The 7,824-nt window shown below is 70.2% G+C and carries 2 protein-coding genes; both read right to left on the bottom strand.

Going from position 1 to position 7,824, the window contains the following annotated elements; all coding sequences use genetic code 11:
- Positions 1 to 62: 62 nt before the first annotated feature.
- Positions 63 to 7,124: an SDR family NAD(P)-dependent oxidoreductase gene (locus ACFIMZ_RS28040; RefSeq protein ID WP_431822728.1), complete on the bottom strand. Its 7,062-nt coding sequence runs from the start codon at positions 7,122 to 7,124 to the stop codon at positions 63 to 65.
- Between the two features lie 194 nt (positions 7,125 to 7,318).
- Positions 7,319 to 7,609, bottom strand: coding sequence for a hypothetical protein (locus ACFIMZ_RS28045; protein ID WP_431822729.1), 291 nt, complete (start codon positions 7,607 to 7,609; stop codon positions 7,319 to 7,321).
- Positions 7,610 to 7,824 lie beyond the last annotated feature (215 nt).

Below are 7,824 nucleotides of genomic sequence, written 5' to 3' on the forward strand. Positions count from 1 at the left end.
CGGGGCCGCACGCGGCGGCCGAGGCCGGCCGGGACGCGCTGCGCCGCCGGCCGGAATTCGGGTCAGTCGACGGCGTCGAGCGCCGCGACGGGCGGATAGAGCTCGATGGTTTCGCGCGCATCCATGCCCTCTATCTCCAGGTCCTTCGCCAGACGCATCACGCCCAGCTGGTTCAACGACGCGCCCAGCAATACGTCGAGCGCCGCCATGCCGTCGTCCGGTTCGATCAGGCCGAGGCCCAGCTCCGTGAGCACGCGCACCTCCGCGCCCGCGTTCTTGTGCTGCGCCCAGTAGCCCCAGTTGACCACCTTGACCGGGAACGACACGTGCCGGGCCAGTTGCTGCGCGAACGCGTCCTTGAACGTGCAGCCGGCCGCGTAATGCGCCTGCAGCGGGTTCTTGATCAGGGAAATCATCGACGAGAACAGCAGCAGGAAATCGAGCGCGTCCGCGCCGAACGCGCGCATCAGGCTCACGCTGGTCTCGGTCTTGGCGCGCAGCACGGCGAGGAACTGCGCCTCCGTCATGCCGGCCAGCGCCTGATTGCCGAACACCATCGCCGCGTGCACGACGCCGTGGATCTCGCCGTGGCGTTCGAGCACGGCGCGGCGCACCGCCTGCAACGTGTCGGGCCGGCCCGCATCGGCGCGCAGGTACAGCGGCGGCTCGCCGAGGGCCGCCAGACGGGCCCGGCGCGCTTCGAGATCCGCGTCCGGCTCGCGCCGTCCCACCCACACGATGCGCGCGTCGTAGCGGCGCACCAGATACTCGCTCCAGGCCGCGCCGATGTCGCCCGCGCCGCCGATCACGATGTACACGCCGCGCCGCCGGTACGGGGCCGTCCCGCTCGCGCCCGGCCGGACCGGCGCCAGATGCCGCCGATACCATTCGCCGTACCGGTGGACCCACGCATGGCCGCGCCGGTCGGCCGGCAGCGCCAGCAGGTCGGCGAGCGGCACGGCATCGGGCGCGGGCAGGTCGACCAGCCGGATCTTCCAGTTCGGGCGCTCCTTGGCGAGCGAGCCGATCAGGCCGTGTACGCCGGCCTGCGCCGCGTCGACCGGGTCGCCCGCGCCAATCGACTGCGCGCGGACCGTCAGCGCCGTGAATCCCAGCGCGCGCGCGCCGTAGCCCCGCGCCAGCAGCGCCTGGATCAGACGGAAACAGGCGAGCAGGCCGCGCTCGTCGGCGGCGGACGCCTGCCCGTTCGGTGCCGCATCGACGGGCGGCGCCTGCCAGATCACCTGATCAATCGGCCCCGGTGCGTCCAGCACGCGCATCAGCACGGCTTCGCTGTCGATTGCGTCGGGCGGCACGCACACCGCCCGTGGGTCGATCGTGCGCGCGGCCTGCCACGCCGCATCGGACAGGCCGACCGCCAGCACGCGGCCGCCCTGCGCGGCGAGCGCGCCAACGCGCGGCTCGACGCGATCCCAGACCGGCGCCAGCAGCACGGTCTCGCCGACGCGCTCGACGCCGGCATCGGTTGCGCGTGCAAGCATCGCATCGGGTTCAACCGTCGCTGCGGATGCGGCAGCGGGAATGCGCGCGTCATCCGGCGCAGCGTGAATCGCCACGACATCCCGCGTGGGCATCGCGGCATCCGCATCCGCCGCGCGGACCCAGTGCCGAACCGGCGCGAACGGGTACGACGGCAGGCTCGTCAACCTCGGCCGCGCGCCGCTCAGCACGCGCGCGGCGGGTGGCGCATACCCCCGGCAATACAGGTCGGCGAGCTCGGCGAGCACCGCGCGCCAGCGCGCCGCGTCGCCGCCGAGGGACGCGCACGCGTCCAGCAACGCATCGACCCGCCGCTGCTCCGCCGCCTGCGGCCTGAAATCGCGCGCGACCTTCTGCTGGCAGCCCGATTCGTCCTGTCGCAGCAGCAACGCGGCTTCCGCCGCGCTGCCGGCGACCACCGCGCGGCGATACGCGAAATGATGCCGCCGGTCGAGCAAGGTATAGGCGAGGTCGGCCAGATCGCCGCCACCCTCGCGGGATTCGAAATACCGCGCAAGATCGGCGCGCCGCTCGCGCAGCGCCTTCTCGGTCTTCGCCGACAGCACGAACAGATAGGCCGGCTGCGCCGCCGGCGCGCGCGCGTTGCCGTGCGCGTCCTCTTGCGCGACGCACTCGCGCAGCACGACATGCGCATTGGTGCCGCTCATCCCGAACGCGCTGACCGCACCCATGCGCGCGCCCGCGCGGCGACGCGGCCAGGGGCGGTTCGCGGCGTTGACGAAGAACGGCGCGTCGCGCCACGCGATATACGGATTCGGCTGCGCCCAGTTCAGGCTGGCGGGAATCGTCCCGCGCCGCATCGCCTCGATCAGCGCGACCACGCTCAACAGGCCGGACGCCGCCAGCGCATGGCCGAAATTCGGCTTGATCGAGCTCAGCGCGCAGAACCCCGTGCGCGCGGTGAAGCGGCGGAACGCGTCGCTCAGCGCATTGACCTCCACCGGGTCGCCCAGCTTCGTGCCCGTGCCATGCGCGACCACCCAGTCGAGCTGCGCGGGGTCGATCCGGTGCCGCCGGTAAATCGATTCGATCAGGCGAGCCTGCGCCGCGCCGTTCGGCGCGGTGATGCCGTTGGTCCGGCCATCCGCATTGATGCCGCTGCCGGCGACCAGCGCCAGCAGGCGATCACCGTCCCGCCGCGCGTACGCCGCGCGCTTCAGCACCAGCGCGACCACGGCCTCGCCCGGCACCATGCCGTCCGCGTCCGCGTCGAACGCGCGACACCGGCCGCCGGGCGACAGCATGCCCGCGTCGTCCATCTGCCGATGTCCGCGCGGCGTGATCAACAGGTTGGCGGACGCGACGATCGCGGTGTCGCACTCGCCGGCGCGCAGGCTCTGGCAAGCCTGATGAAACACCACCAGCCCCGACGAGCAGGCGGTGTTCACCGCCAGCGCCGGTCCCTCCAGGTTCAGGAAGTACGCGAGCCGGCCGGCCAGGATGCCGTTGTGATTCGACGTGATGGGCGCGTCGCCGTCCTCCGGCGCGCGCGCGAGCCGGTCATAGTCGCCCGCTTCGACGCCTGCGAACACGCCCACGCTTCCCGCCGCCAGTTGCGCCGGCCCATAGCCCGCGTCTTCCAGCGCCTTCCAGGTCTCTTCGAGCAGCAGGCGCTGACGCGGATCCATGTCGTCGGCTTCGCGCGGCGAAATCTCGAAGAACAGCGAGTCGAACGTGCTGATCCGCGCCATGAACCCGGCATGCGGCGCGAACCCGGCCCACCCGCCTTCGCGGTCCGGCGGCACCGCCGCCACCGCGCTGCGGCCTTCGGACAGGATGCGCCACATCTCGTCGATGTCACTCGCGCCCGCACAGCGCGCGCTCATGCCGATCACCGCGATTGCATCGTCGGCCAGACTGTCGGCGGGTGCTTCAACCTGCGCCGACGAAGACGCGGGAGCGGTGTCCGGTGTGAGCGGCGTATCCGGTGCGGCGTGCGCCGCGCGACGATGGAACAGATGCAGGGCCGGCCCGTGCTGCTCGACCAGGAACTGCGCAAGCCGCTCCAGGGTGGGATAACTGAAAAACACCGCCGGCAGCAGTTCGACGCCATAGCGGCTGGTCAGCATGGTGGCAAACGACGCAAGGTTGATCGAATCGAAGCCGAAGTCGGCGAAGTTGCGATCGAGCGCCAGACGGTCCGCCGCCACTTGCAGCAATTCGCCCGCGACGCGCAGCAGGTCCTGTTCGACGCGCGACTGCAGCGGCGTGTCGTCGGCGGGCGGCGCGCCGCCCGCATCCTCGGCCACGGCATGCGCGGCCGCGGCCGGCCGCTCGCCGTTCGCCTCCAGTCCGAGCAGACGCCGGATCCGCTCCGGCTCGCCCACCATCACGAGCCCGTGACTCCCCGTCCCCGCGCTCAGACGCTCGAACGCGGTCATGCCTTCGTCCGTTTCCAGCAGACGCTGCCCGGTCGATTGCAGATAGAAGCGCGTGCTCTGCGCGTCCCCGACCTGCATGCCGCCATCGCGCCACAGCGGCCAGCTGATCGCCAGCGTCCGGCCGGGCGCGCGCCGCGCCTGCCGCACGCGCGCGTGGGCCATCTGGAAGCGATTGCCGACCGCGTACGCGCAGGCGCCGAAATCGCCGACGATCGCCGCAACCGACGAGAACGAACAGAACACGTCAAGCGGCTCGTCGCGCAGCAGCTGATCGAGCACCAGCGTCCCCGCCACCTTCGGCGCGAGCACGCGCGCGAAGGTCTCGCGGCGGATCGTCTGCAGGCCCTCCCAGCACTCCACGCCCGCCGCATGGAACACGCCGTTCAGGATGCCGAAGCGCGCCTTCACCGTGGCGAGGCACGCGGCCATCTGTTCGTGGTCGGTCACATCGGCGGGCAGGTACAGCAGTTGGCCGCCCCGTCCCGCCAGCGCGTCGAGCAGACCTTGCCGCGCCGCGTCGACGGGTGTGCGCCCGACCAGCACGACGGTCGCCGCCCAGTGGCGCAGCAGGTAGTCGGCGAAATGGCGGCCGAGACCGCCCAGCCCGCCGGTAATCAGGTAGACGCCGCCCCGGCGCAACGGCGGCGCGGCGGCGGCGGACGCCGGATCGACCGCTCGCAGGCGGCAGACCTGGCGAGACGCGTCCTCGTGCACGCAGCTCTCGATGTGCTCCGCGCGCAGCGCCGCGTCCAGCGTGCGCGCCCACTCCGCGAGGTCCGCCGCGTCGGGCGGACGCGCGGCGACCCGGTAGAGCGCCGCGACCGGCGTGCCGGCGAGCGCCTGTCCGGCGGACCGCTCGAAGCCGAGCCAGGATTCCCAGTGGCAACGCTGCCCGGCGGCGTCACCCTGCGCCGCCAGCAGGATCGGCCCGGCGATCAGCCGGGTCGCGCCCGCCGCCTGGAGCAGCGACACGATCGGCGTGCAGTCGGCGAGATGGCGCGCGTCCTCGACCGCCCACAGATAGAGCGCGGCGTCGACCTTGCCATGCCGGGCCTGGATCCGCTCGAACGCGGCCCGGAAGCTGGCCGGATCGTCGCGCGTCACCGGCTCCGTGTCGAGCGTGTGTCCCGTCGCGGCGTCGGACACGAACACCACCCGCACCGGCCGCGCCAGCGCGCCGAAATGGTCGGCGATCGCGCGCCGGGTCGCCGCGTGCGACGCGAAGCACAACACGGTGTTGATCTCGCGCCCGCCGGCGGGCGGCGGCGCCTGCTCGACCCAATGTTCCTCGAAATACAGCGGCGCGCGCTCCGGTCCCGCCGGCACGGCGGACGAGGAAGCCGCTTCCGGCCGGGCGGCATCGGCCGCACCGTGCGCGCCGTCGCCGGTCGCGCCGGATGCCGCCGCGCCGGGCGCGGCCACCCAGTGACTTTCCCGCGCGAACGGATACGTCGGTAGTCCGATCCGTCGCGGACGATGCGCGCCATACAGGCGGCCCCAGTCGACCGTGAGCCCCAGCGTCCAGAGCTCCAGCAGCTTCGCGCGCTGACCGCCCGCCACGAGTCCGTCCACGAGGCCCGCGCCGCCCTGCGCGCCGAGCGCGGCCAGCACGCCGTCATCCTCCCGGACTTCGCCGGCATGCACGCCATCGAGCCCGTGCTCGCCGGCACACCACGCCGCGAGCGTGCGCCGCAGCTCGTCGAGCGAATGCACGCTCAGCGCCAGCCGGTGCGCCATCGCCGAGCGCCCCACCTGCAAGGTATACGCGAGGTCCGCAAGCGCCACCGCCTGCTGCGCCGGCCGGCTCAGCCATTCGAGCAGTTGCGCCGCCTGCGCGCGCAAACGTTCGGACGTCCGCGCGGACAACACGACGAGCTCGCCCAGCCCGGCGCGCGCCGCGTCGGGGGGCGTCAGGTCCGCGCCGTCGTCGACGAACTCCTCGATCACCGCGTGCGCGTTCACGCCCCCGAAGCCGAACGAACTGACGCCCGCGCGGCGCGGCAGCGGCTGGCCGTCACCGTCGCGCAACGCGGGCCAGTCCCGGGTCGACTCGACGATATGGAGCGGCCCCGCCGACAGATCGATGCGGTGGTTCAACTGCTGGAAATGCGCGAGGCCCGGCAGGGTCCGATGCCGCATCGCCAGCAGCACCTTGATCACGCCCGCGACGCCCGCGACCGGTTCGAGATGGCCGACATTGGCCTTCAGGCTGCCGAGGCCGCACGATTGCGGCGCGAGCCGGCAACCATAGTGAGCGGCGAGACGGGCGAACGCCGCGTTCAACCCGCTGATCTCGATCGGATCGCCCTTCGGCGTGCCGGTGCCGTGCGCCTCGATATAGCCGATGGTGTCGGGCGGCACGCCCGCGCGCTCATGGGCGGTCGCGATCACGTCGGCCTGCGCGTCCGGATTCGGATAGGTGACTGTGCGCACCTTGCCGCCGTGATTGACGGCCGTGCCGCGAATCACGCCATGGATCCGGTCGCCGTCGGCGCGGGCGCGCGACAGCGGCTTGAGCAGCAGCAGGCCCGCGCCCTCGCCGCGCACGTAACCGTTCGCGCGCTCGTCGAACGAGCGGCACCGGCCGTCCGGCGACAGCATTCCCGTTTTCGAGAACGACACGTAATGCGTCGGACTGCAAAGCACGCTGACGCCGCCCGCCAGCGCCTGCTCGCATTCGCCCAGCTGCAACGCGCGCACCGCGTGATGCAGCGCCACCAGCGAGCTCGAACAGGCGGTGTCGATCGGCACGCTGGGGCCATGCCAGTCGAAGTAATAGGACAGGCGATTCGGGATCAGCGCCGTGTAGGCGCCCGTCGACATATGCCCGGCGATCGCGCCGATCGCATCGGTCAGACGCTCGCGGTAATCGAAGTTCATCACGCCGACGAACACGCCGGTGCGGCTGCCGCGCAGCGCATCCTGCGCGTGTCCCGCATCTTCGAGACAGGCCCACGCCAGTTCGAGCAGGATCCGTTGCTGCGGATCCATCACGCGCGCTTCCCGCGGGGAAATGCCGAAGAACATCGGGTCGAACCAGTCGACGCCGTCGATGAAGCCGCCCCACTTGCTGACGGACTTGTTCAGATCCTGCGAAACCGGCGAATAATAGCGCTCGACATCCCAACGCCCCGGAGGAATCTCCCGCACGCTATCCACGACGTTCTTCAGGTTTTCCCAGAACTGCTCATAATCGTTCGCCCCGGGAAGGCGCGCCGCCATTCCGACCACGGCGACGCCGTCGCAATCAGCGCGCCGAGCATTATCTTTACCCACCGATGCATCCCCCGTGCGTATCTCCAGGTTTTCCCGTTTTTACGTTTGCCGCATGGTTCAACTTGCACCGCATTTCACCGGACGAAGCGCGCTCCACCGGAACGTGCGCCGTTAATTACCGGAATCAGAAATTTTTCCGCTCAAGCCAGTTTTAATTTTTTGCTCGACGCAAATAGGTATTTATTATTATTTTCCGGACGGCTCATGCGGCCGGCCAGCATGCCGGCGCCGCGCGAAGCCATGCCCGACGACGCAAAACGCCCGTGCAGCGGCGTTCCGACGCCATCGAGGCCCTGCCGGAAGCAGATTTTCACAACCCATCGAAAAGCCTGTCTCATGCTGAAAATCAACACGACATAGCACTGCGCCCGGCCCGAAACAGACCGGTCATGCGATTTTTTCGAGTGAAGTGCTGGGAGGGAGTCGGACAACAGGACATCGCGACTGCAGATTCATAACGCACCCAGACGCCGCCATGCCTTTACGTGGAAATATCTACCGCCGTCAAGGGGCAACACCATATGCAACTCACAAAACTTCATCGCATCGTTTCAAAGCGGAGTCTACCATAGCGAACCGTTCAGTGGCAGTCAATGTTGCGATATCCAAAGGAGAAATAATCACTCGAATTTCTTCGCCAAAATAA

The organism is Burkholderia sp. F1 (assembly GCF_050813845.1).
GTDB lineage: Bacteria > Pseudomonadota > Gammaproteobacteria > Burkholderiales > Burkholderiaceae > Burkholderia > Burkholderia ubonensis.